We start from the raw sequence: 24,367 nt of genomic DNA, 5'->3' as shown, positions 1-24,367 counted from the left end.
GCTTTGCACAATGTGCGAAGCTTCTTTTTGTTTTTATTTTTCGAGGCTTTCCTTCAGCTCTTTTGTGATATCGGAAAGTGCGCTTTCATCAGCTTGGTAGTAGTAAATTCCGTTAATTTTCGTGCCTGTACCTTTTAGTTCGTGCTGTTTAATCTTTTTACGCGCGCCTTTGTAGTCGGACTGGATATCCCACATGTCATCGAAGGTCAAGTTCGTTTTCACATTATCTTCAACGACTTTAAACATATCTCCAAATTTCGTGATAGAAGAAATATTTGCGCCTTTATTAATGATTCCTTCGATCACTTGGCGCTGGCGGTCCTGGCGGCCGAAATCGCCTCTCGGATCCTCTTTTCTCATCCGGGTATAGGCGAGCGCTTCTTTTCCGTTCAGCGTGATTTCTCCTTTGCCGAACGAATAACCGTCATAACTGAACGCGAATGTACTGTTTACTGTGATGCCGCCAAGTGTATCAACAACGTCTCTAAAGCTTTCCATGTTCACTTTTACAAAATAATCAACCGGAACATCGAGGAAGTTTTCAACCGTGTCAACCGTCATCTGCGTACCGCCGAATGCGTATGAATGGTTGATTTTATCCATTGTGCCTTTTCCGATAATTTTTGTATACGTGTCACGCGGAATGCTGACCATGTCAGTTGTATTCGTTTTTGGGTTAACGGTCATATAAATGAGCGTGTCGGCACGGCCTTTATCGCCGTCGCGTTCATCCACACCCATGATTAAGACGGAAAACGGATCTTTTTTATTGATGTTGACCTCAGTATCCCTCTTTTTAGATTTATCAATACTTTCATGAATACTTGCCACGGTTGAAGCTGCTTTATGCCATAAGTAGTATGCGTAGCCGCCTGTTCCGAGCACAAATACGGCCACAATGGCTAAAATGACAAGTAACGCTTTTCTTTTTTTCTTTCTTTTTTCAGCTCTCATATAAAGTCCTCGCTTTTTTGTAATCTAGTAAGATTATAAGTTTCTTAATATTTGAAAACAACTAAAATTTGTCTGATTCTTTACAATAGACGGCTGCTTGTAACAAATGTTTCGGTATTTTAAGAAAATCCGCAAAAATTTTTCGTTGTTTTGAAAGAAATCTTAAAATAAGCTTAAAATTGTCGATAAAAAGAGGAGAGGTGATATAGGAAATGAAAAAACTTGCTATTTTAATGTTCTCAATGCTGCTTCTTTTGTCTGCATGCGGCACAGCTGAGAACTCATCAGGTTCAGAAACAAATTCAGATAGCCAGGATGCGGCTGCTGAAGAGACTGTAACGAAGGAAGGCACGTTTGCCGGTTTGGCGGACAGCCATACGATTGCAGTCACTATTGACGGTGAAGAGACTTCGATTCAGGTTGGTTCAGACCTTCAGGACAAAATGAACAGCATTTCAGAAGGACAAAAAGTTGTTGTCAAATATACAAAAGATTCAAATGGCGTCTTAATGCTTAAGGATCTTGAGACGAAGTAATAAAAACTTCTTAGGGGGTTCAATGTTTTGAAAAAAGTGAAGCTCTTGCTTCTATCGTCAGTCACTGCGGCGGCTCTTGCATACCCGGCGTTCATGCAGTCTGCGAAAGCCGCTGATAAAACCATTTCGGTTAAGCTGAGTAATTACGTAGGCAGCAAATCAAGCTTGGATGTCGATATCACAGGCGGCTATGAAATTCCCGGCTCAAGAATTGCGGATACAGAGCGATATGGGGGAGCTACCCGTTTTGATGTTGCCAATAATGTAGCTTCAGCCGGATGGACAAATCCAACGACTGTGGTCATTGTGAATCGAGACGCTTTTGCCGATGCGCTCTCAGCAACACCGCTTGCAAAAAAATACGATGCACCGATTTTGTTAACAGACGCAGGTTCGTTAACACCAAAAACAGAAAGCGAAATTGCAAAACTAAATCCTGACAATATCCTCATCATTGGCGGGACAATCAGTGTTTCTAAAAATGTAGAAAATACATTAAAAAAATACGGTTCTATCGATCGTATTGGAGGAGCTACCCGTTACGAGGTTTCTAAAAACATAGCAGACCGAATGGGGAATTACAGCCAAGCAGTAGTGGCTACAGGCATGGTCTTTACAGATGCCCTGTCAATCGCGCCATATGCTGCAATGAACGGTTATCCGATTTTACTTGCGGGAGACGACAACATCCGCAGCGATTACAAAATTCCGAGCAAGGTTACGATTGTCGGCGGTCCGTTGAGTGTCAGCACTGGCGTGGAAGCCACATTAAAAAAGCAGGCGACTGTGAAACGAATTGGCGGGGTTTCCCGATATGAGGTATCTGCCAATATCGTAAAAGAATTAAATATGAAAGCAACAAAGGTATTCATGTCAAACGGCAAAACATTTGCGGACGCATTGACGGGGTCTGTGCTTGCAGCGAAGCAGGGCAGTCCTTTACTGCTGGTTGAATCTGGCAGCCTGCCGTCACCAGTCGCTGATGTAGTGGCATCAAAAGGAACTCAGTCATTTGCACTGCTTGGAGGAAGCATCTCCATCAGTGATACGCTGAAGAACAAACTGGCAGATACTTTTGCAGGGACTGGCTATTCAGTCAAGTTGTCTGGCGGAAACCTAGTGCTTTATAAAGGCAGCACTGCCATCAAAACACTTGGAACTTCTTTCACAGCAAATCCTAAAAAATATGCAACGACAAATTCTATCAGTCTGAATGGAACGCCATATCTCGGAAACATGAAATTTACGATTGAATCAGGCAAATACGTTCGTCCGATCAATGTGGATATCCCTTTTGAAGATTATTTAAAGGGTGTTGTTCCTCATGAGATGCCGGCGAGCTGGCAAAAAGAAGCATTAAAAGCTCAGGCGGTTGCGGCCAGAACCTATTCCATTTCCTCTGCTGGAAAAGAAGTTAAAGATACGACAGCATTTCAAGTCTACGGCGGCTATGATTGGAATTCGAAGACTTCAGACGTAGTAGAGGCCACAAAAGGAAAAGTGCTGAAATACAACGGAAATTTAATTTCAGCTACTTATTCATCAAGTAATGGCGGCTACACAGAAGCGAGCGGCGAGGTGTGGAGCAGTCAGCTTCCATATTTAGTTGCCAAAAAAGATACGTATGACCCGCAAATCAGCTGGTCACTGTCATTAAATAAAACCCAGCTCGATAAAAGCAGCTTGAATCTCAAAAGTCCGGGATCTTGGTGGAGCTCAAAAAATGAAACAAACTCAGCATATTTGAGCGGTTTGAAAAGCTGGTTTATTAAAAATAAATACAGCAGTGCCGAGTCTATCAAAATCACGAAAATATCCAGTGTGAAATTCAGCACTGAGAAAACTGCCGGTCAGCGGCCGGAAACAGCTAGTGTAACATTCTCATATTTCGTGAAAGAAAAATCGAATGGCTACATTCTTTCAAATGGAAGTCTTAGTGAAAAAACAGCAACAATTTCTGTACCGACAACAGAGCTGAGAACGATGTTTGGCGCTTCGAATATGAAGAGTACATACGCTTCTGTCTCAAGCAATACAAACGCCTTTATCATTAGCGGTAAGGGATACGGACACGGCATAGGCATGAGCCAATACGGAGCTAATGCTAGAGCAGCTGCCGGACAATCATATACAACGATTTTAAGTTTTTACTATCCGGGAACGACTCTATCAAGCTATTAAAAGATTGATAGAAGTCCAGGGAGGCGATACGCCTCCTTCGTTCGTTATTTGATGTATGAATCATTATATGGAGGGACTATCTTTGCGGATCTTTCTTAAAAGCATACCGATGCTGATATTAGGAATCGTGCTATTTGTACCAAATACTTTTGCGGCCAACTCTGTTACAAGATTGGATGGAGCAAGCAGATATGAGGTTGCTGTGAATGTTTCAAAACAAGGCTGGAGCAGTGCAAGCACGGTTGTTGTGGCGAACGGAACAGCATATGCCGATGTATTAACTGCCGCTCCTCTCGCTTATAAATACAATGCTCCGATTCTATTGACGGAATCATCTAAACTGACTACACCGACTAAAGACAGAATCAGCCAGCTTAAACCGAGCAAGGTCATCGTCATTGGCGGAACGATCAGTGTTTCTAACAACGTTGTAAGTGAAATTAAAAAATTGGGTGTTTCCACTGTGGAACGAATCGGCGGAAGAAGCCGCTACGAAGTTGCCCAAAATATTTCTAAAAAATTGTCTTCAAATTCAAAAGCGGTAATCGCAAATGGAACGGCATATGCTGACAGTCTGGCAATCGGTTCTTATGCTGCACGTAATGGTATTCCAATTCTTCTGACTACTGCAAGCTCCATTCCTGCACCAACGAAAAGTGCGATGAGCAGCAAAGGAACAACATCGACTATTGTAGTCGGAGGAGAAATCAGTGTCTCTAAAAGTGTTTACAGCCAGCTTCCTTCACCAACAAGAATCGGCGGAAACAGCCGTTTTGAAGTGGCAGCAAATATAGCGAAGAAGTACTATTCATCATCAAAAGCTGCATTTGTCAGCAATGGCTATCAATATGCCGATGCCTTAGCGGGTTCTGTGCTGGCGGCTAAGCAAAATCGTCCAATGCTATTTACTGATGCCGGTTCACTGCCGACTGCGACAAGAACAGTCATCGGAACAAATAGCAAGAACACATTCACTGTACTTGGGGGAACCATTTCAGTTACTACCAATGTCGTAAACCAACTGAAAAATGTCATTGTAGGCAAAAAGGTATTTGTGGATGCCGGTCACGGAGGATACGACAGCGGAGCGGTCGGTAACGGATTAAAGGAGAAAGACATTAACCTTGCCGTTGCAAAGCTTGTAAACAGCAAACTGTCTAAAGGCGGAGCGATTCCGATTATGGCCAGATCTACAGATGTTTTCTTAGAGCTTTCTGAACGGGTTGCGAAAGCTAAAAGCAATAATGCAAACCTGTTTGTGAGTATTCACGCCAATTCAGCGAGCCCTGCTGCAACCGGTACTGAAACATACTATTATACAAAGTATGAGCCAGAAAACAGCAAACGCCTTGCGACAGAAATACAAAACAGACTCTATAAAGCGCTCAATACTCAAAACCGCGGCGTGAAAATCGGGAATTTCCATGTGATCAGAGAATCAACGATGCCGAGCAGTTTAGCGGAGCTGGCATTCATTTCAAATGCGAACGACGCAAGTAAGCTAAAGAGTGCTTTGTACCAAGAAAAAGCAGCTCAAGCAATATATGAAGGAATCATCGGCTATTATTAGGAAGAAATTAGTATACGTTAATAGCGGCTTGCCGGCAGAACCCATCAGGAATTGCCGGCAAGCTTTTTTATACGATAAAATGAGAAAAATTTAAAACTACACATGCTATGTAAAAGTTTAACAAAATTTAAGGTTAGGCCTATTCTTATTGACAGATGTTTTTGATATAATTATCAGGCAAAAATATAACCGATCCTTAGGGTAGTGAGGTAATCGATGAAAATAAGCATTGTTATCCCTGTATATAATTCAGAAGATCTTATTTCCGAATGTCTTGACAGCTTAGTTAATCAAACGATGCCAAAAGAAGATTATGAGATTATATGTGTCGATGATAAATCTACAGATTCATCTTTAGACATTTTGAATCATTATAAAAAGAAATATGACAATATTGTTGTTGTTGAAAGAACGGTAAATTCAGGCGGTCCAGGTGCTCCGAGAAATGATGCAATAAAATTGCCAAGGGTGAATACATTCTATTTGTTGATTCCGATGATTATTTAGGAAATGAAGCATTGTTGAGATGGTACAATTTCTCAAAAGAGAATCAATCTGATATTACTTTAGGAAAATTAAAAGGGGTAAATGGCAGAGGCGTTCCAAAATCAATGTTTAACGAAACAAACTCTGATGTCGATCTGGTAGATTCAAGAATTATTTTTAGCCTGGGACCTACAAAACTGTATAGGACTTCACTTTTAAAAGAGAATCAAATAATTTTTCCTACTCATATAAAGGCAGCAGAGGATCAAGTCTTCACGATGAAAGCATATTTGAAAGCAAAGAAGATATCTGTTTTAGCTGACTATGATTATTACTATGCAGTCAAACGAGACGGAGATCATATGAGTGCCGCTTATGTCTCTCCGGATAATTTTTATGAGGCGATGGAAGATATTATTCGTGCGATCAGAGCCAGTGAACTTGAAGAAGACAGAAAAATTAAGCTGATGGCAGTATTTTTAAACAGGCATTTTGATTTTTCTCGGACCAGAAATGTTACGCTTAAAATAAAAAAAGAAGAGGAAAGAGCAGAATGGTTTCAATATCTGTCATCATTTATTCGTAAAGTGCCTGAAGAGGTGGATCAATTTGTACTTCCACATATCAAATTAAGGCTGCTGTTTATTCGGAATAATGATTTGCATGGATTAACCCAGTATGAGCGGGAGGAGCAAGATATTAAAAAGTTCTGCATTGTGCATAATGGGAATTTAATTGCACGTTATCCGAGCTTAGAGGGGTATCCGACCACTGAAGAACTGTTAAAGGTAAATTATAAAAACAAGCTTGAACATCATCTGCAGAATATTGAATTCAGAGATCACAGCCTTAGCATTGAAGGAACGATTAAACACAAATTAGCAGATGATGAAACAAATAATAATCAGTCGCTAACAGGAGTGTTTGTTCATCGCAATACAAAGGCGGAGAAATATATTTCGCCAGTCTCATTTGAGAATTCAACGTTTACATTTGAGTGTAAGTTTGATGAATTAGCATCTGCTGAAGAAGATTTAGGCGTTTGGGATTTCTTTATTGAATCCTCAATAGACGGCTACAAACTAAGGGGAAGAATCGGAAACAAACGAGTCCCGTATAAATATTCGACCAAAACGATGTATTTAGGGCATAATGCTTTGTTTGTCTTCAGCGCCAGACCATACTTCACAATGAACTATGATAATCTTTCAATTGATATAAAGAAACACGCATATACAGCAGCTGAACTTTCTTATGAAACAGAATCAAAAGATTTATCATTTATTTTTAAAGATAAGCAAATCTGTTTGCCGAATGAGTCAAAAATCATTGTGAATACCGGACAGTCTGAAATCTCATTACCGGTAAAACGCATTGATTTAGAGCCTAATTGTACGAAATTGACGGTAAACATGCAGAGTTTGCTTGAACAGCTAGCTCATGTAAAGAAAGAGCGTTTAATTGATTTTGCGATAAACACTTCTCAAAATAAAATCAGTGCAAAAGTGGATAACCAAGCAATTATCCTGGACACAAAGAGCGTGGAACGAAAATCCATGTTATTCTTCAGTAAAACGGTTGAGGTTCAATATAAGCTGTTAACCTCTAAATCAAAATTTTATTTTCAATATTAAATGCCTCGCAGCGAAAAGAGACAAATCTGTAAAAGGGTTTGTCTCTTTTTTTATACAATATGCTTAATTTTTAAAAAAAGTGTCTAAAACAATAAAAAGTTTACGATTAAATGTCAGAAAAAATAACAAATTCACACTTCTTAACATACCATTTACATCCAATTAACATCCGTCTGCTAAACTGACTGGCATAGGTCATCATAACATCCCAAACAAATCGTGAGGTGTGTGTCAGTGAGTGCAGAGAAAAGCATGAATGTGAGTCGTGAATTCTCAGTTCAGCAAATAAATTCTTTTACATTATCTGAAAAGACGACTCGTTATTTGGCAGTAAAGCGCGTAATGGATATTTGGTTTGCGCTCATTGGATTGGCGATTGCGCTGCCAATGATTGCGGTATTTTCAATATTGATTTGTTTGGAGACGCCGGGGCCTGCCATTTATACGCAGGAACGCGTAGGGAAAGGCGGAAAACCATTTAAGCTTTATAAGCTTCGTTCCATGAAAATAGATGCCGAGAAGTCCGGGGCTGTTTGGGCGCAGAAGCAAGATCCGCGGGTGACAAGGATCGGAGCTTTTATCAGAAGAACGAGAATTGACGAGCTTCCTCAGCTATTTAATGTGCTGAAAGGCGATATGAGTATGATTGGCCCTCGTCCGGAACGTCCCGTGTTTACGGAAAAATTCCAGAATGAAATTCCAGGCTTTACACAGCGTCTGGCTGTTAAACCGGGATTGAGCGGCTGGGCTCAGGTGAACGGCGGTTATGATATGACGCCGAAGGAAAAGCTGATATTTGATTTATATTACATTCGCAATCTGACTTTCACTTTAGAATTAAAAATTATGTTAAAAACTTGTAAAGTAGTCTGGACAGGTGATGGTGCAAGATAAAACTGAATGCCTGCATTCACCATCAATCTGAGCTTAAAAAGAAGTAGGGAATATGATGCCAAGTATTACAAAACAAATCATGAGCGGGGCAAAGTGGACAAGTATTTCAACCATGTGTATTACAATCATACAAATCGTTCAGTTTGCTCTGCTAGGAAATATGATGACCTTAACGGAATTTGGACTCGTCGGCATGATCACAACGGTTACAGTATTCGCCCAGATTGTGCTTGATATGGGTTTTGGCGCAGCGTTAATTCAGAGAGATGATGCGACGGAGCGACAGCTGTCAACACTGTATTGGCTTAATATTATGACCGGCGTTTTGCTGTTTGTTCTATTATATGTGAGCAGTCCCGTCATTGCGGGATTTTATCAAAGGGAAGAGCTGGTGTTTCTGATTCGGATTTTGGCGATTATGTTTTTAATCGCGCCAATCGGACAGCAGTATCAGTATATGCTGCAAAAGCAGCTGCATTTTAATACGTTAAGTAAAATTGAGATTTTTTCAAATGTATTGTCCTTCGGATATTTAGCGATAGCGGTTTTTATGATGGATGCGATTTTGGCATACGTCATTTCTCAAGTGCTGCTGCAGTCCAGTAAAGGGCTTTTATATTGGGCCGTATACCGGAAAAAATGGCACCCCGCTTTTGTTTTTGACTTGAGGGGAATGAAGGAGTTCTTTTCCTTTGGAGCCTTTCAGCTTTCATCCCGTCTTGTGAACAGGCTGGGAGCGAATATCGATATGATTTTGATCGGACGGTTTATCGGTGCTGAAGCGTTGGGGATTTATAACCTTGCTTACCAGATTGTTACCATTCCGGTTTTGAAGATCAATCCGATTGTGACACGGGTGGCATTCCCTGTTTTCGCAAAAAACAAATATGAAAACAGCGTGATCAGAGAAGGATTTTTGAATATGACAAAAATGCTGGCGCTAGTGTCGTTTCCTCTGTTAATCGGGCTTGTGTCTGTGTCAGACGCCTTTATCGCAGCGGTATTTGGAGAAAAATGGCTTGCTGCTGTTCCGGTTCTAAATGTTTTGGCCATTGTCGGGATACTTCGAGTACTCATGAATCCAAATGGATCTGTACTTCTTGCTAAAGGAAGAGCGGACTTAGCGTTTTATTGGGATTCCGGTGTGCTGCTGCTTTACGGTTTGTCACTGTTTGCAGCTGTACAAACGGGAAATCTGCAGACAGTCGCATGGGTATATGCCATCATCAGCGTTTTCAATTTCCTGATCGGGCGCTGGCTCCTGTCATATGTCATTAAGCTTAACCTTTCGGCTTATTTCCAGTCTATTATGAAGCCGTTTCTGATCACAGCCGCGATGGGCATCATCGCGTTTGGTGTAAGTCTAGGTACAGAACACTTCAGTCTGCAGGCAGAAATGCGACTGGCCATTTCAGTGGCGGCCGGGGCGCTGTGCTATCTCTTTCTTTTGGTAAAAGCGTACCCTCAAACGAAAAGCAAACTACTAAGAAAAGGACGTTTGTCATGAAGATTTTGTGGATCACAAGCGTATATCCGAGCAGTCTGAAACCCGGTGAGGGTGTGTTTCATGAGACTCAGGTGCAAGAGCTGCAAAAACTCGGGCTAGATATCACCGTGATATGCCCAAGGCCTTTTCATTCGGCCCCTGTCCGCATGCTGAAAAAGGCATATCGAAAAAAGGATGCCAGACCGGAGTATGAGATTAGGAAGGGGGTACCGGTTCACCGGCCTTTCTATCGAGCAGTTCCCGGCCAGCTGAAGTGGGCTCAGCCTCACCGGAGAATCGCATCAGCCGTTTTAAAAACGATGAAACAGCGCGACATACATCCGGATCTGATCCATGCGCATTTTGCCATGCCATCGGGCGGGGCTGCGGCAGTCGTGTCGGAGTCAGAGCGAATTCCTTATGTTCTGACCTTGCACGGCAGTGATGTGAATGTCTATCCGCATTACAGCAAAGGGGCGTTTAAAGCTTTCAATCGTGCGGTTGGTTCCGCGTCAGCCGTTTTAGCAGTCAGCCACAAGCTCCAGGAAGAAACCAAAACGCTTTCCGGCTTTGACAGCTCGGTTCTGCCGATCGGCATACAGCTGAGCCGCTTTCAGGAGAATGAGCAAACAAAAGAAGAAATCAGAAAAAAACTCGGGCTTCCGCTCGATCAGCGTCTGGCGGTCTATGTGGGACGGCTCGTCAGGGAGAAAGGCATTTTTGAACTGTCTGAAGCCATCGAATCGTTGAAGGAACCTCCTAAGGCAGTCTTTGTCGGGGATGGTCCTGCAAAATCATTGCTGATCCAGAAGGGACATATCGTCACAGGTCAAGTGCCCAATCATAAGGTAAGAGACTATTTGCTTGCGGCAGACATGTTCGTGCTTCCTTCTTACAGTGAGGGGATGCCGACTGTCGTGATTGAGGCGCTGGCGCTAAGAGTTCCTGTCATCTGTACAGATGTTGGCGGTGTGGCATCATTATTCGGAAAGCATCAGCATTTGCTGATTAAACCGAAATCTGCTCAAGCCTTGGCGGAAGCGATCACTCTGTACGAACATGAGCAAATATGGAAACCGGAAGTTGCAGATGATTTGTATGAAATCGTGCAGGCGCAATTTGACGCCGGAAAAAATGCCAAGGCCTTGCATCATCAGTATCAGACGGTCATGAAAACGTCCGTTTAATCGTAAGAAACTGCGACCAATATAAATAAGAAGGTAATTTTACAGGAGAGGGATGAGCGCTGTGAAAAAAATAGCTGTAATTGGAACAGGTTATGTAGGACTCGTGTCAGGCACTTGCTTTGCGGAGATCGGCAATAAAGTTGTTTGCTGTGATATCGATGAATCAAAAATCAGAAGTCTGAAAAATGGAGTAATCCCGATCTATGAGCCAGGGCTTGCAGACTTAGTTGAAAAAAATGTGCTGGATCAGCGTCTGTCCTTTACTAATGATATCCCGTCCGCCATTCGGGCGTCAGACATTATTTATATTGCAGTCGGAACTCCGATGTCAAAAACAGGTGAAGCTGATTTAACGTACGTCAAAGCGGCGGCGAAAACAATCGGTGAGCACCTCAACGGCTACAAAATTATCGTAAATAAAAGCACAGTCCCGGTCGGAACAGGAAAACTGGTTCAATCAATCGTTCAAAAAGCTTCAAAGGGAAGATACTCATTTGATGTTGTATCTAATCCTGAATTCCTTCGGGAGGGCTCAGCGATTCATGACACGATGAATATGGAGCGTGCCGTGATTGGCTCAACAAGTCATAAAGCCGCTGCCATCATTGAGGATCTGCACCAGCCTTTCCACGCTCCTGTCATTAAAACAAACTTAGAAAGTGCAGAAATGATTAAATATGCCGCGAATGCGTTTCTGGCGACAAAGATTTCCTTTATCAACGATATCGCAAACATTTGTGAGCGAGTCGGCGCAGATGTTTCAAAAGTTGCTGATGGCGTGGGGCTTGACAGCCGTATCGGCAGAAAGTTCCTAAAAGCGGGTATTGGGTTTGGCGGCTCCTGTTTTCCTAAGGATACAACCGCACTGCTTCAAATCGCAAAATCGGCCGGCTATCCATTTAAGCTTATAGAAGCTGTCATTGAAACGAACGAAAAGCAGCGCGTTCATATTGTAGATAAACTCTTAACTGTTATGGGAAGCATCAAAGGAAGAACCATTTCCGTTCTCGGATTGGCCTTCAAGCCAAATACAAACGATGTGAGATCCGCTCCTGCTCTAGATATTATCCCGATGCTGCAGCAGCTGGGCGCACATGTAAAAGCATACGATCCGATTGCTATTCCTGAAGCCTCAGAGATCCTTGGCGAACAGGTCGAGTATTACACAGATGTGTATGATGCGATTGAGGACACTGATGCATGCCTGATCTTAACGGATTGGCCGGAAGTGAAAGAAATGGAGCTTGTAAAAGTGAAAACTCTCTTAAAACAGCCGATCATCATCGACGGCAGAAATTTATTTTCACTTGAAGAGATGCAGGCAGCCGGATACATTTATCACTCCATCGGCCGTCCTGCTGTTCGGGGAGCGGAGCCTTCTGACAAGTATTTTCCGGGCTTGCCGCTCGAGGAATTGGCTAAAGACTTGGGGAGCGTCAACCTATAAAAAGAAAAAGTGTTACTTGGTTAAAGCTGCTGGCTGCTTAGGCTCGGCCGCCGGCTCCTGAAACATCAGGAAAGGGGTTAAACATGTGAGTATCAAACGTTCAGCGGTCCATACGCTTTCGTTACTGGCCGCTGCCATATTTGGAGTCGTCCTATTGCTGGGAGCCATCCGTACAGATATAGGTTTAATACAGATGGCTGCCGTGCTTGCGGTGTTGGCAATTGGTCTGTTTGTACTGACGCTTGCAACCGCATTTACAACAAAAGAACGGCTCTTTATGGCTGTAATCTATATTTTGATCGCCTGCACTTTTTTAAATAATGCATTTTTCGCGATTCATCTTGGATTTTTCAGTTTGTTTCTTTACAGGCTTCTGCTCATTGCAGCGGGGTGCCTCCATGTGATCGGTGTGGTGCGGAATCGAACACATATTGAAAGATGGAACGGACTGCAAGTGAAAGGGATTTTGCTCTTTTTCGCTTTTTGGTTTATATACGGCCTTGTTTCTCTGCTGTGGGCCAAATCGGTGACAGCCGGCATCAAATATTTGGCCTTGTTGGCAATGGGAATTTTCTTCATTTACCTCATTGTCATGTACGTGCAAAAAATGGAGCGGCTCATGGTTGTTTATACCATTTGGCTGGTGATGACAGTATTCCTGATGATCATTGGTTTTTACAATCATATGACCCATCATCATCTCCCGAGTTCAACGCTATACAGCGGACCGGAATATAAGCAGCATTATCCGACATCGGTCTTTTTTAATCAAAATGACTTTGCAACATTTTTATCGATCAGCTTCTTTTTTTACATTACATTGGTGAAAAACATAAAGAATGGATACATCAAGGCGATTGGCCTTTTGCTCTCGCTCTGTGCGTTGTATTTAATTTTTGCTACCGGTTCAAGAGCCAGCCTTCTGGGCATTTTTGCCGGCGCTGCTGTCTACATCTTCATTGTATTGCCGCCTGTTCTAAAGAAAATGGCCATTTGGCTGTCTGCGGCAGGAATCACCATTTTTGCAGTTCTCTTCGCTGGCCGAATTTATTCAAAGTTTTGGGAGCTGTTTCTGGCACCGCAGACGCTGCATTCATTTCATGACATGCTTCCGTCAAATGTGGCCCGGGCCAATCTGCTGAAAAACGCATGGCACTTTTTCCTTGATTCATACGGATTCGGAGTCGGAGCAGGGAATGTATCCTATTATCTTGAGCATCATGCTTTATATGATACTGACAACGTGACAGAGGTGCACAACTGGCTTGTTGAAATCCTTGCTAACTTTGGCTTGTTCATCATGCTGGGATATCTGGCCGTTTATGCTTACCTCATTTGGGTGCTTTACAAATTTCATGAAAGAAAATTGGGAAATCAGTCAAAACTGATCACAGAAGGGCTTATTACGGCACTGGTCAGTTTCCTGGTATCCAGTATCAGCCCAAGTTCTGTTTCAAATTTATTTTTCCATTGGGTGTTTCTGGCGCTCGTCATCGCCGCCGTGAATGTGTTAAGGCGATCCAGACAGATGCCTGAACCGCTGTACAGATAAACTGACTACAAAAAGCAGGGAGACTTATATGAACGATATATTGATAAGAATAGCCCGGCGTATTAAAAAAAATATCATTTGGATCATAGCAGTGCCAATTATATTAGGTGCGGCCGGTTATATCCTGCCGTCACAGATCGCTGATCAAAAGAGCTATACAGCCGAGGACACTTTGGCTGTGGGGAGCTATGATCATCCGGTTTATAACAGTACAGAGGAGATTCCGCTTCTGCTCAAGAGTGACTCTTTTTTGAAGGAGGCGCTTCCTGACGAAAAGGATGAAGATTTGGCAGAGATCAAAGAGAAGCTTACCATCAAAACGGAATCTAAATCTTTACTGACCTTGAGCTATAGCGACGAGGATAAGGATAGAACGGAATCCATCTTAAACGGCATTACCTCCGCCTTTCTCAAAAACGATCAAAAGCTGTATTCAGAAAGAGAAGCCGTCATCCGCCGCAGCATAGATGCACTCGAAGGTGAGACGGTAAGCGAGGATTCCAAAGTGGATAAAGAGAGATTTTTGTATGAGCTGAAAAACACGCAGCTTAATCTGAAACCGGCCAGTGTCACTGATTCTGAAACCGTAAGTGAGGCAGCAGGCGGCGGAATGTCCCCGAAAAAGAAAGCGGTTCTTGGCGTTATGATCGGCCTCACGATTGCCTTTATGTTCGTTGTCATTCCTGAATTTTTTAGGGAATCCTTTTAAAACCATACGATGGAGATGTGATCATGACCAATTGGAAACCTCTCGTATCTGTCATTACACCTTCTTATAATGCGCGTGACTATATTGAAGACACGATTCATTCAGTGTTAGATCAGAGCCATTCTCATTGGGAAATGATTATCGTGGATGATTGCTCAACGGACGGGACACGCGACATTTTAAAGCAGTATGAAAAAATAGATGAAAGAATTCATGTCGTGTATCTGGAAGAGAACAGCGGAGCTGCGGTTGCTCGAAACAAAGCATTGGAGCGCGCTCAAGGACGTTATGTAGCATTTTTGGACAGTGATGACAAATGGAGAAAAGACAAACTGGAAAAGCAGCTTGATTTTATGATGGAGCGTTCCTGTGCGTTTTCTTTTACAGGCTACAGCTTAATGGCGCAGGACGGAACCCCGCTCGATAAATTTATTCATGCACCGGAAAGTCTGACGTACGATGACGCTCTGAAAAATACGATTATCGGCTGCTTGACCGTGATGATTGACAGGGAGCAAACGGGACAGATCCAAATGCCGAATATTAGAACGAGACAGGACTTGGCCACATGGCTGTCTCTTTTGAAAAAAGGATTTACCGCCTATGGAATGAATGAATGCCTAGCTGAATATCGGCTTGTAGATAACTCGATATCCAGCAACAAATGGAAGGCTGCGAAAAAAACGTGGTTTGTCTACAGGGAGATCGAACGGCTTCATTTCATCAAAGCCACATGGTGTTTTGTTCAATATGCAAAAAACGCGGTGAAAAAAAGATTATAGCCGCAGACAGAGAGAAAAGGTGATGAAGGTGGAAACAAAAGAAGCAATCATTCATGTCATCGTTGCCACTGCTGAATGGGGAAAAGACAAATTGAGATACAGAAGGCACCGGCTGGCAGAATTTTTAGCCGCTCAGGAGGAAACGAAGGAAGTCATTTGGGTGTGTCCGGCTCCGCGCCCCCAAGGAAATGAATTTCAGCAAGTTCATTCAGGCATCAGGCAATTTGCTGTCAAAGACCTGCTGGAGAAAAAAATGTTTCGTTTCGGACGATATACAGATGTCTTTTACAGGCATAAGCTCAAACCTTTACTTGATGAGCTGACATCTGCTTCTGCAAACGGTGAACGCTGCTGTTTATGGTACACGTTCCCTGGATTCCCGCTGCTGTCTTCGCTGTATCCCTGGGATCAGGTCATTTATGATTGCAGTGATTTATGGGCAGCGCCGATCAGCGGCCGTTCAAATCTGCTGTCTGAGTTCCGGCGAAAAGTCATTAAATCGGCGGAGCTGAGAATTATAGACCGTGCAGATTCCATTACCTGCTCATCGGATTATCTTCACAAAGAAGTAGACAAAAAACTGACAGCAGGACGAGAAAAGGTTCATACAGTCGAAAACGGTGTTGAATATGAGCTGTTTTCTGCAAATAAACAAGCTCCCGATCGCAGCATATTGCAGGGAAGAGAAGGAACAGTATTAGGTTTTATCGGCGGGATCAAACCTAAACTCGATTTTAGAATGATTGAAGAAGCTGCGCTGCAAAAGCCTGATTGGACATTTTTATGGGTTGGTCCGGATGCCACCAACGGCGATGTCTCGTTTCAAGAGCTTCTGAGGCTTCCCAATGTCATATGGACCGGCCCGGCAGATCCAAAAGAAGTTCCGCATTATATGGAACTTATCGATATCGGTATCATGCCATATAAAAAATCATCGTATAATCAAGCTGTGTTTCCGCTGAAACTATTTGAATTTTTGGCGGCTGGAAAGCCTGTCGTCGGCTCTAATCTTCCGTCAACCTCAAAAATGAAACAGCCGTATGTATACGAATATGTAGAAGGCGATCATCCGATTGATTTTATAGTTGCTTGCGAAAAAGTGCTCAGTCACAACGAAGATGAAACGTATAAAGAAGTGCGCCGAAACATTGCCCGCGCGCAAGATTGGAATTGCTTATTTAAACAAATCATGAAATATACAGGGATTCAAAAACATGCGTAGTCCTATAAATTGGGATGCGCGTTTTTTGATTATACGTGTTTCTTTTTGATGAAGCTTGTTATAATAACTAAGGAGAAGGTATAATGGAAGAAACGGTTCTCTATATAAATAAAGACTTCATTTAATTCCAAAGGAGACTTCTTTATGCTTGACGAACGCATGATTCGCATTGTTGTTGCGTTTATTGTCTCGCTGCTTACAGTTTTAATCATAACCCCAATCGTAAAAAGGATTGCGATTAAAATAGGTGCAGTTGACCAGCCCAGCAATCGAAAAGTACACGACAAAATCATGCCCCGGATGGGCGGGCTGGCCATATTTATCGGGGTGGTTGCAGGCGTGCTTGCATCCGGTATATACACAGAAACAAGAATGACGGCTATTACAGTCGGAGCATTCATCATTATTGTGTTGGGTATTCTTGACGATAAATATCAATTAAGTGCAAAAGTTAAGTTTTTGATTCAATTAGGTGTAGCCATTATGATTGTAAGCACTGGCTTAAAAATGGACTTTTTCTCAGTACCTTTTTTAACAGAACGATTTGAGTTAGGATGGATGGCATATCCGCTGACAGTTTTATGGATTGTCGGCATCACAAACGCGATTAACCTGATTGACGGATTAGATGGTCTTGCCGCAGGTCTCTCTGTTATCGGCCTGTCAACAATTGCCGTCATGGCGCTATCGGGCGGAAAAGTATTGATTCTGTCACTCTCATTGGTTGTGATCGCCAGTACGCTTGGATTTTTGTTTTACAACTTCCACCCAGCAAAAATTTTTATGGGTGATACAGGTTCACTTTTTTTAGGGTATAGTATTTCGATTCTTTCATTATTAGGCTTGTATAAAAGCGTAACATTGTTCAGTATCGTTATCCCGATTATTATATTGGGCGTACCGATTTTTGATACAACATTTGCAATCATCAGGAGAATATTAAACAAACAGCCGATTTCGGCGCCAGATAAGTCGCATATCCACCACAGACTGATGGCCTTTGGCCTTTCACATCGGATGTCAGTCATTGTGATTTATCTAATTGGATTTATTTTCAGCATAAGTGCAATTGTACTTAAAAGTGCCACAATCTGGCTTTCTTTGTTTATTATCTTCATTTTAATTATTTTTATGCAGATTATTGCAGAAGTGACAGGACTTGTGAATGAAAAATTTAAGCCGTTTACGAAATTTTATAAACGGCTGTTGAAAAGGAATTAAAAACTCCGGCTGAATTGCCGGAGTTTTTTTCTGCACAAAAAAACCCGATCCTCTAAAGGACCGGGGTTTTTTTAATAGGATGAATCAGTTGTTGAATTCGTTGTACTGTTTGAGCTTGTGCTGCTGTCATTCGAATAGCTGCTTCCGCTCGTCGTACCGTCTGTTGTGCTTTCTTCCGTGCTAGTGCCGTATGTTGAACTTCCGGTACCGGAAGTGTCAGTGCTGCTTGTATCTGGAGTATAATCTAAATGCTCTTGGAGCGTTTGTCTGACTTTCTCCAGATTTGTGGCATCCGGTTCAAAATAATACGTGTTGCTAGGCCCTAGATACAAATCAGATCCTGTAATGCTCAAAGTGTCGATTTTCTTGCTGGTAAAGCCGCTGTAAATCTGCTGCAGCGCTAAACCTTCAGTAATGCGAATATTGGTTTCAACGTTCTCGCTGGCTTTTTCTGCGATTTTATCAATCTTAGCAATGTTGCTTGCACTTGACATTCGGTCAATCAGTGCATTTAAAATTTGTTTCTGTCTGTCATTACGGCCGAAGTCTCCGCGTTTATCCTGTTTTCTCATGCGGGCATACGCCAAGGCTTCTTCACCGTTTAAGTGCATCTCGCCTTTTTTGAAGTAGATCCGTTTACTTTCGTCTACGTCACTTTTTTCATCGAAATCGAAAGGCACATCTACATCAATACCGCCAACTTCATTAATTACATCTTTAAATCCGTCAAAATCAACTGTGACATATTTATCGATCGGGATTTGCAAGAAGTTTTCAACGGTTTCAACTGTCTCATCTTTTCCGCCTTTGCTGTAAGCGGCATTAATCTTTGTTTTGCTTCCGGTTGTGTCACTGGCTAATTGCACCCGTGTATCACGCGGAATGCTCAGCATTTTCATGGTTTTATTTTTGGGATCAAGGGTAACTACAATAAGAGAGTCTGATCTCCCTTTTTGTCCTTTGGTCGCGTAATCCTCTATTCCCATAAATAAAATAGAAAACGGTTTTTTCTTCATATCTACAACTTCGCTGCGAAGATTTGATTTATTTCCGCGGGAAAGAGCATCGTATGAATCATCCGCAGCGCTAATGGTTTTATAAAGTTTATATCCTCCAAGCCCAACGACTACCAATAATGCAAGGGCGAACAATAACACAATTCTTTTTAAGATTTTCCTGCGTTTGCTCTTTTTCTTTTTTCGCACACGCACTCTAACGCGTTCAGCCATTATTCAGTCTCCTTTAAGTGATTGACGGCTTTTTCAAGATACGTCAACTCTCCCTCTTTAATAACACTTTTTCCATTTGTCAGTTCTGTCATCCACTCAGAAAATGCGTTTGTATCTTTTTCTTCCACGTATGTTTCGAATTCAACATTTTCCGCATAATGGATTTCCTTTAACAGAAATTGTGATTCTCTTAATTCATTTTCAATCTTGCCAAGCCAAGTGTAATCTGCGGAAGTATGCATGACCCGCATAAGTTTCCGTTCTACAACACCTATATGATTTAATCCTTCAGACACTGATTTCCCATAAGCGCGAATTAATCCGCCGGCCCCAAGTTTAATGCCTCCGAAGTATCGTGTAACGACGGCGCAGGTGTCCTTAAGTCCGCGTTTTTTTAATACCTCGAGCATCGGCACTCCCGCTGTACCGCTTGGTTCTCCATCATCATTGGCTTTTTGGATATGATCGTTCTCGCCAATTACGTAAGCCGAGCAATTATGAGTCGCATTCCAGTGCTGTTTCTTTATTTTCTGTATAAATTCCTGTGCCTCTTGTTCGGTAGAAACACGGCTTAAATGACAGATAAAACGCGATTTTTCTATAACTATCTCGTGTTCTCCTGCTTCTTTCACAGTAAAATAGCTGTGCAGCATGCTTGCTGACCCTCCTGCTAAGCATAAAAGACTGTCTATACAAATTCGTACAGTCTTTAGAATTTTTGTGCGTATTTTGTTATCATAAAGAGTAAGAAGGTATATAAAATTGTTTTTTTCTAGAATATACGCATTCTTTCATTATAATTCGACACAATTTGCAGATCAATTACATTTATAATAAAAATATATGACAACGCCGTGACGGAGGGAAATTATGAATAAAACAAAGATGGATTCCAAAGTGCTGGATTCTATTTTGATGAAGATGCTGAAAACCGTTGACGGGAGCAAGGACGAGGTTTTTCAAATCGGGGAGCAGTCACGCCAGCAGTATGAACAGCTGGTTGAAGAACTGAAACAAATTAAACAGCAGGTGTATGAAGTTATCGAGCTTGGCGATAAACTTGAAGTGCAAACCCGCCATGCGAGAAACCGTTTATCCGAGGTCAGCCGCAATTTTCATAGATTCAGTGAAGAAGAAATCCGCAATGCTTACGAAAAAGCCCATAAGCTGCAGGTAGAATTGACGATGATCCAGCAGCGTGAGAAGCAACTGCGAGAACGCCGGGATGATTTAGAACGCAGATTGTTAGGCCTTCAGGAAATCATTGAGCGGTCTGAATCGTTAGTCAGCCAAATTACAGTTGTGCTCAATTACTTGAATCAGGATTTGCGCGAGGTGGGACTGCTGCTTGCTGATGCTCAGGCAAAACAAGATTTCGGCTTAAGAATTATTGAGGCGCAGGAAGAAGAGCGAAAAAGAGTCTCCAGAGAAATTCATGACGGACCTGCTCAAATGCTGGCAAATGTTATGATGAGATCAGAATTAATCGAGCGGATTTTCCGTGACCGGGGTGCTGAGGACGGATTCCAAGAAATTAAAAATCTCCGTCAAAATGTGCGGAATGCCCTTTACGAAGTGAGAAGGATTATATATGATTTAAGACCGATGGCCCTTGATGACCTAGGCCTGATTCCAACTTTAAGAAAATATCTATATACAACCGAGGAATATAACGGGAAGGTCAAAATACATTTTCAGTGCATCGGTGAAACAGAGGATAAGCGCCTAGCGCCCCAGTTTGAAGTTGCGCTCTTCAGGCTTGCACAGGAAGCTGTGTCTAATGCGCTAAAGCATTCTGAATCTGAAGAAATTACAGTCAAAGTTGAGATCACAAAGGATTTTGTGATTTTAATGATAAAAGATAACGGTAAAGGGTTCGACCTGAAGGAAGCGAAAGAGAAGAAAAACAAATCATTCGGCTTGCTGGGCATGAAAGAAAGAGTAGATTTATTGGAAGGAACCATGACAATAGATTCGAAAATAGGTCTTGGGACATTTATTATGATTAAGGTTCCGTTATCTCTTTGACTATGATTTGTAAAATAGAGCCAAAAGGCATATTGACCGAATGCTAGGGTATATAGAACAATAATACAAGGAGGCGTGGCTTGTGACTAAAGTAAACATTGTTATTATCGACGACCATCAGTTATTTCGTGAAGGTGTAAAACGGATATTGGATTTTGAACCTACCTTTGAAGTGGTAGCCGAAGGTGACGACGGAGACGAAGCGGCTCGCATTGTAGAGCACTATCATCCTGATGTTGTGATCATGGATATCAATATGCCAAACGTAAATGGTGTGGAAGCTACAAAACAGCTTGTAGAGCTGTATCCTGAATCTAAAGTAATTATTCTATCAATTCACGATGACGAAAATTATGTAACACATGCCCTGAAAACAGGCGCAAGAGGTTATCTGCTGAAAGAGATGGATGCTGATACATTAATTGAAGCGGTTAAAGTAGTTGCCGAGGGTGGTTCTTACCTTCATCCGAAGGTTACTCACAACCTCGTTAACGAATTCCGCCGTCTTGCAACAAGCGGAGTTTCCGCACATCCTCAGCATGAGGTTTACCCTGAGATCCGCAGACCATTACATATTTTAACTAGGCGGGAATGTGAAGTGCTGCAGATGCTTGCAGACGGAAAAAGCAACCGCGGTATTGGTGAATCATTGTTTATTAGTGAGAAAACCGTGAAAAACCATGTGAGCAATATTTTACAAAAAATGAATGTGAACGACCGGACGCAAGCCGTTGTGGTCGCCATTAAAAATGGCTGGGTAGAAATGAGATAGTATAAAAAAAGACTTGCCTTTTACTAGGCAGGTCTTTTTTTAGGCTGCCGTTTCCCTTACAATAGAGTTATAAAGCAATAAGGCAGGTATCGAAGCTATGAATATTGCAGTAGTAACAGACAGCACAGCATATATTCCGAAAGAAATGCGTGAACAACATCAGATACATATGATCCCCCTTCAGGTTGTTTTTGGGGAAGAAACTTACCGTGAAGAAATCGAACTGGACTGGAAAAGCTTTTACGAAGAAGTTAAAAAACATAATGAGCTTCCGACGACTTCTCAGCCGCCAATCGGCGAGCTGGTTGCTTTGTATGAAGAGCTTGGCAAGACTTATGAAGCGGTCATCAGTATCCATCTTTCCAGCGGGATCAGCGGTACGTTCAGCAGTGCAGCAGCGGCTGACACTATGGTCGACAATATTGACGTGTATCCATTTGACTCAGAGATCAGCTGTTTGGCTCAAGGCTTTTATGCTCTTAAAGCTGCTGAATTAATCAAAAATGGAGCATCATCGCCGGAAGATATTATAAAAGAATTGGAAGAAATGAAAAAAACAGTTCGGGCGTATTTTATGGTAGATGATTTAGCCCACCTTCAGCGGGGCGGACGATTAAGCAGCGCCCAAGCCTTCATTGGGAGTCTTCTAAAGGTAAAGCCTATTCTTCATTTTGACAATAAGGTAATTGTGCCTTTTGAAAAGATTCGCACACGTAAAAAAGCAATTTCGCGAATTTATGAGCTTTTAGACGAAGATGCGAGTAAAGGATTGCCTATGCGTGCTGCTGTTATCCACGCTAATCGAGAAGAAGAAGCGGCGAAAATCATTGAAGAGCTTTCTGCAAAATATCCTCATGTTGAATTTTATAACAGCTATTTTGGCGCGGTAATCGGCACTCATTTGGGTGAGGGCGCGCTAGGAATTTGCTGGTGTTTTAAATAATGCAAAATCTCCGTTTTAGCAGCGGAGATTTTTTTATATTCTTATTTTGATTGCTGGACAGAAAATATTCATTCAGGCATACTGTCTCGAAAGGAGGCGGTGCTATGCTGATTGTGCCAGCTGAAAAGAACATTTCTTTCTCAAAAGAATTGCAGCAGACGCTTCAAAGCCGTCAGTTGCTCAGAACTGAACTCCCATTTTCCGATGAGATGATTGAATGGCATATCAAAAATGGCTATATCGCCGCTCAAAACTCTATATCCATAAATAAACGGGGGTATAGATGTAATAGGTGCGGCCAAAATGACCAGCGGTATTTTTCTTTTTATCATTCATCTGGAAAGAATCAGCTGTATTGCCGTTCTTGTGTCATGATGGGCAGAGTGAGTGAAGATGTTCCTTTATATTCATGGATAGAGGAGGATGAACCCAATTGGCAGCCTATCAAGCTTACGTGGAATGGCCAGCTCTCAAGCGGACAGCAAAAAGCTGCCAATGTCTTAATTGAGGCCATATCAAAAAAAGAAGAGCTCCTCATCTGGGCGGTTTGCGGTGCTGGCAAAACAGAGATGCTATTCCCCGGTATAGAATCCGCGTTAAATCAAGGACTGCGTGTTTGTATTGCGACACCCCGCACCGATGTTGTATTAGAGCTAGCTCCGAGACTCAAGGCTGCCTTTCAGGGTGCTGACATTTCAGCGCTTTATGGAGGAAGCGAGGACAAAGGGCGGTTATCTCCGCTTATGATTTCCACAACACATCAGCTTTTGCGATATAAAGACGCATTTGACGTTATGATCGTTGATGAAGTTGATGCTTTTCCGTATTCTGCTGATCAAACTCTTCAATTCGCTGTTCAAAAAGCAAGAAAGAAAAACAGCACTCTTGTTTACTTAAGTGCAACACCCCCTAAAGAATTAAAAAGAAAAACACTGAACGGACAGCTACACTCAGTTCGGATTCCAGCAAGACACCACAAAAAACCTTTGCCAGAACCGCGCTTTGTATGGTGCGGAAACTGGAAAAAGAAATTAAACCGAAACAAAGTTCCGTTAGCTGTAAAAAGATGGATAGCGTTTCATGTGAAAGAAGGGAGGCCTGTTTTTTTATTTGTTCCCTCCGTTTCTGTTATGGAAAAGGCAGCTTCCTGCTTTAAAGATGTCAATTGCCGAACAGCGTTTGTGCATGCGGAAGATAAGCACAGAAAAGAAAAAGTACAGCAGTTCAGAGACGGTCAGCTTGATCTCTTAATCACAACAACAATATTAGAAAGAGGCGTTACGGTTCCCAAGGTGCAGACAGGTGTATTAGGTGCGGAATCGCCTATCTTTACGGAAAGCGCACTTGTTCAAATCGCAGGAAGAACCGGGCGTCATAAAGAGCATGCGGATGGTGATGTCATTTTCTTTCACTACGGAAAAACTAAGAGTATGCTGGATGCAAGAAAGCATATAAAAGAAATGAATGACTTGGCAGCAAAAAATGAATGAACAGACTAGTCATTATTTGAAAACATGGTACAGTATACTCATAT

19 protein-coding genes and 1 pseudogene are annotated in these 24,367 nt (G+C 42.2%); 17 read left to right on the top strand and 3 right to left on the bottom strand.

Annotation, left to right across the window (positions count from 1 at the left end; genetic code table 11):
- Nucleotides 1–33 precede the first annotated feature (33 nt).
- Nucleotides 34–954: a polyisoprenyl-teichoic acid--peptidoglycan teichoic acid transferase TagU gene (tagU, locus tag M1M80_RS18520; RefSeq protein ID WP_019259623.1), complete on the bottom strand. Its 921-nt coding sequence runs from the start codon at nt 952–954 to the stop codon at nt 34–36.
- A gap of 212 nt (nt 955–1,166) precedes the next feature.
- Here tagU and M1M80_RS18515 point away from each other — a divergent pair, with 212 nt between their 5' ends.
- The 13 genes and pseudogenes from M1M80_RS18515 (at nt 1,167) to M1M80_RS18455 (ending at nt 17,861) form a co-directional block, all read left to right on the top strand.
- Complete coding sequence (locus tag M1M80_RS18515) at nt 1,167–1,490, top strand: hypothetical protein (RefSeq protein ID WP_060399612.1); 324 nt, start codon at nt 1,167–1,169, stop codon at nt 1,488–1,490.
- A gap of 27 nt (nt 1,491–1,517) precedes the next feature.
- Nucleotides 1,518–3,671: a SpoIID/LytB domain-containing protein gene (locus M1M80_RS18510; RefSeq protein ID WP_060399611.1), complete on the top strand. Its 2,154-nt coding sequence runs from the start codon at nt 1,518–1,520 to the stop codon at nt 3,669–3,671.
- 82 nt (nt 3,672–3,753) lie between these two features.
- Complete coding sequence (locus M1M80_RS18505; RefSeq protein ID WP_060399610.1) at nt 3,754–5,241, top strand: N-acetylmuramoyl-L-alanine amidase; 1,488 nt, start codon at nt 3,754–3,756, stop codon at nt 5,239–5,241.
- 216 nt (nt 5,242–5,457) lie between these two features.
- Nucleotides 5,458–7,361, top strand: a pseudogene (locus M1M80_RS18500) (glycosyltransferase).
- A 234-nt stretch (nt 7,362–7,595) separates the two neighbouring features.
- Nucleotides 7,596–8,255: a sugar transferase gene (locus M1M80_RS18495; RefSeq protein WP_003235493.1), complete on the top strand. Its 660-nt coding sequence runs from the start codon at nt 7,596–7,598 to the stop codon at nt 8,253–8,255.
- Nucleotides 8,256–8,310: 55 nt separating this feature from the next.
- A complete protein-coding gene (gene tuaB / locus M1M80_RS18490) occupies nt 8,311–9,762 on the top strand; it encodes a teichuronic acid biosynthesis protein TuaB (RefSeq protein ID WP_029316911.1) in 1,452 nt (483 codons plus the stop codon).
- A complete protein-coding gene (gene tuaC / locus M1M80_RS18485; protein ID WP_060399608.1) occupies nt 9,759–10,928 on the top strand; it encodes a teichuronic acid biosynthesis protein TuaC in 1,170 nt (389 codons plus the stop codon). The genes tuaB and tuaC overlap by 4 nt, the downstream gene beginning before the upstream one ends.
- Nucleotides 10,929–10,989: 61 nt before the next feature.
- Nucleotides 10,990–12,375: a UDP-glucose 6-dehydrogenase TuaD gene (gene tuaD, locus M1M80_RS18480; protein ID WP_080429125.1), complete on the top strand. Its 1,386-nt coding sequence runs from the start codon at nt 10,990–10,992 to the stop codon at nt 12,373–12,375.
- Nucleotides 12,376–12,460: 85 nt separating this feature from the next.
- Complete coding sequence (tuaE, locus tag M1M80_RS18475; protein WP_060399606.1) at nt 12,461–13,927, top strand: teichuronic acid biosynthesis protein TuaE; 1,467 nt, start codon at nt 12,461–12,463, stop codon at nt 13,925–13,927.
- A 28-nt stretch (nt 13,928–13,955) separates the two neighbouring features.
- A complete protein-coding gene (tuaF, locus tag M1M80_RS18470) occupies nt 13,956–14,636 on the top strand; it encodes a teichuronic acid biosynthesis protein TuaF (RefSeq protein WP_060399605.1) in 681 nt (226 codons plus the stop codon).
- A gap of 23 nt (nt 14,637–14,659) precedes the next feature.
- The gene (gene tuaG, locus M1M80_RS18465; protein ID WP_060399604.1) at nt 14,660–15,418 is read left to right on the top strand and encodes a teichuronic acid biosynthesis protein TuaG; all 759 of its coding nucleotides are present in this window, start codon (nt 14,660–14,662) and stop codon (nt 15,416–15,418) included.
- A 28-nt stretch (nt 15,419–15,446) separates the two neighbouring features.
- Entirely contained in the window at nt 15,447–16,640 is a 1,194-nt protein-coding gene (tuaH, locus tag M1M80_RS18460; protein WP_080429124.1) for a teichuronic acid biosynthesis protein TuaH, read from the top strand.
- A 144-nt stretch (nt 16,641–16,784) separates the two neighbouring features.
- Nucleotides 16,785–17,861, top strand: coding sequence for an MraY family glycosyltransferase (locus M1M80_RS18455; protein WP_060399602.1), 1,077 nt, complete (start codon nt 16,785–16,787; stop codon nt 17,859–17,861).
- 71 nt (nt 17,862–17,932) lie between these two features.
- On the opposite strand, the gene M1M80_RS18450 is transcribed toward M1M80_RS18455, so the two are convergent.
- Together M1M80_RS18450 and M1M80_RS18445 are read right to left on the bottom strand one after the other, a co-directional pair.
- Nucleotides 17,933–19,090, bottom strand: a complete 1,158-nt coding sequence (locus M1M80_RS18450) for an LCP family protein (protein WP_060399601.1) — start codon at nt 19,088–19,090, stop codon at nt 17,933–17,935.
- Nucleotides 19,090–19,743, bottom strand: a complete 654-nt coding sequence (locus M1M80_RS18445) for a YigZ family protein (protein WP_060399600.1) — start codon at nt 19,741–19,743, stop codon at nt 19,090–19,092. The genes M1M80_RS18450 and M1M80_RS18445 overlap by 1 nt, the downstream gene beginning before the upstream one ends.
- 217 nt (nt 19,744–19,960) lie before the next feature.
- Between M1M80_RS18445 and degS the strand changes: the two genes are divergently transcribed.
- The 4 genes from degS (at nt 19,961) to comFA (ending at nt 24,323) form a co-directional block, all read left to right on the top strand.
- Nucleotides 19,961–21,118: a two-component sensor histidine kinase DegS gene (gene degS, locus M1M80_RS18440; protein ID WP_003235467.1), complete on the top strand. Its 1,158-nt coding sequence runs from the start codon at nt 19,961–19,963 to the stop codon at nt 21,116–21,118.
- 82 nt (nt 21,119–21,200) lie between these two features.
- On the top strand, nt 21,201–21,890 hold the full coding sequence (gene degU / locus M1M80_RS18435) for a two-component system response regulator DegU (protein WP_003219701.1): 690 nt from the start codon (nt 21,201–21,203) through the stop codon (nt 21,888–21,890).
- A gap of 97 nt (nt 21,891–21,987) precedes the next feature.
- Complete coding sequence (locus M1M80_RS18430) at nt 21,988–22,833, top strand: DegV family protein (RefSeq protein ID WP_060399599.1); 846 nt, start codon at nt 21,988–21,990, stop codon at nt 22,831–22,833.
- A 107-nt stretch (nt 22,834–22,940) separates the two neighbouring features.
- Nucleotides 22,941–24,323: an ATP-dependent helicase ComFA gene (gene comFA, locus M1M80_RS18425; protein WP_080429123.1), complete on the top strand. Its 1,383-nt coding sequence runs from the start codon at nt 22,941–22,943 to the stop codon at nt 24,321–24,323.
- Nucleotides 24,324–24,367: the final 44 nt, after the last annotated feature.

The organism is Bacillus inaquosorum (assembly GCF_023238325.1).
In the GTDB taxonomy this organism is placed as follows: Bacteria; Bacillota; Bacilli; order Bacillales; family Bacillaceae; genus Bacillus; species Bacillus inaquosorum.
This window is presented reverse-complemented; position numbering and strand designations above follow the sequence as displayed.